We start from the raw sequence: 1,005 nt of genomic DNA, 5'->3' as shown, positions 1-1,005 counted from the left end.
CCGCCGGTATGGCGTTCGAAGCCATGAATCACGCTGGCGATATCAAATCCGATTTGCTGGTGGTGCTTAACGACAATGAGATGTCCATTTCGGAAAACGTTGGGGCGCTCAATAATCATCTGGCGCAGATCCTGTCCGGCAAGCTTTACTCTACCTTGCGCGAGGGTGGCAAAAAGGTGCTGTCCGGCATTCCGCCGATCAAGGAGCTAGTGAAGCGCACCGAAGAGCACATTAAAGGCATGGTGGTGCCGGGCACACTGTTCGAGGAGCTGGGATTTAACTATATCGGCCCGGTAGACGGACATGATGTACAGGGTCTGGTACAGACGCTGAAAAATATGCGTGCCAAGAAAGGGCCACAGCTGCTTCATATCATGACCAAAAAAGGCCATGGTTATGCGCCAGCGGAGAAAGACCCCATCGGCTGGCATGCGGTGCCGAAATTCGATCCCCAAATTGGCACCCTGCCGAAAATCGGTGGCGGATGCCCTTCATACTCGGCCATTTTCGGCGATTGGCTATGCTCTACTGCCGCCGGCGATGATAAGTTGATGGCGATTACCCCCGCCATGCGCGAAGGTTCCGGCATGGTTGCCTTTTCACGCCAATATCCTCGCCAGTACTTTGATGTCGCCATCGCCGAGCAGCATGCGGTCACCTTCGCGGCGGGTCTAGCGATCGGCGGTTATCATCCTGTGGTCGCTATCTACTCTACTTTTTTGCAGCGTGCTTACGATCAGGTAATCCACGATGTGGCGATTCAAAATCTGCCGGTGCTGTTCGCCATAGATCGCGGCGGCGTCGTAGGCCCCGACGGCCAGACCCACCAAGGCGCATTTGATCTCTCTTACCTGCGCTGTATTCCCAACATGATCATCATGACGCCCAGCGATGAAAACGAGTGCCGGCTGATGCTGCACACGGGGTATCACTATCAGGCAGGGCCGAGCGCGGTGCGTTATCCGCGCGGTAACGGCACCGGCGCCTCGCTCAGCGAGCTGTATG

The 1,005-nt window shown here is 56.2% G+C and carries 1 protein-coding gene; it reads left to right on the top strand.

Annotated features, from left to right (window positions below; genetic code table 11):
- A partial coding sequence (dxs, locus tag BG74_RS18230; RefSeq protein WP_244267473.1) for a 1-deoxy-D-xylulose-5-phosphate synthase occupies positions 1 to 1,005 on the top strand: 1,005 nt, incomplete at both ends.

The organism is Sodalis-like endosymbiont of Proechinophthirus fluctus (genome assembly GCF_001602625.1).
GTDB lineage: Bacteria > Pseudomonadota > Gammaproteobacteria > Enterobacterales > Enterobacteriaceae.
This window is presented reverse-complemented; position numbering and strand designations above follow the sequence as displayed.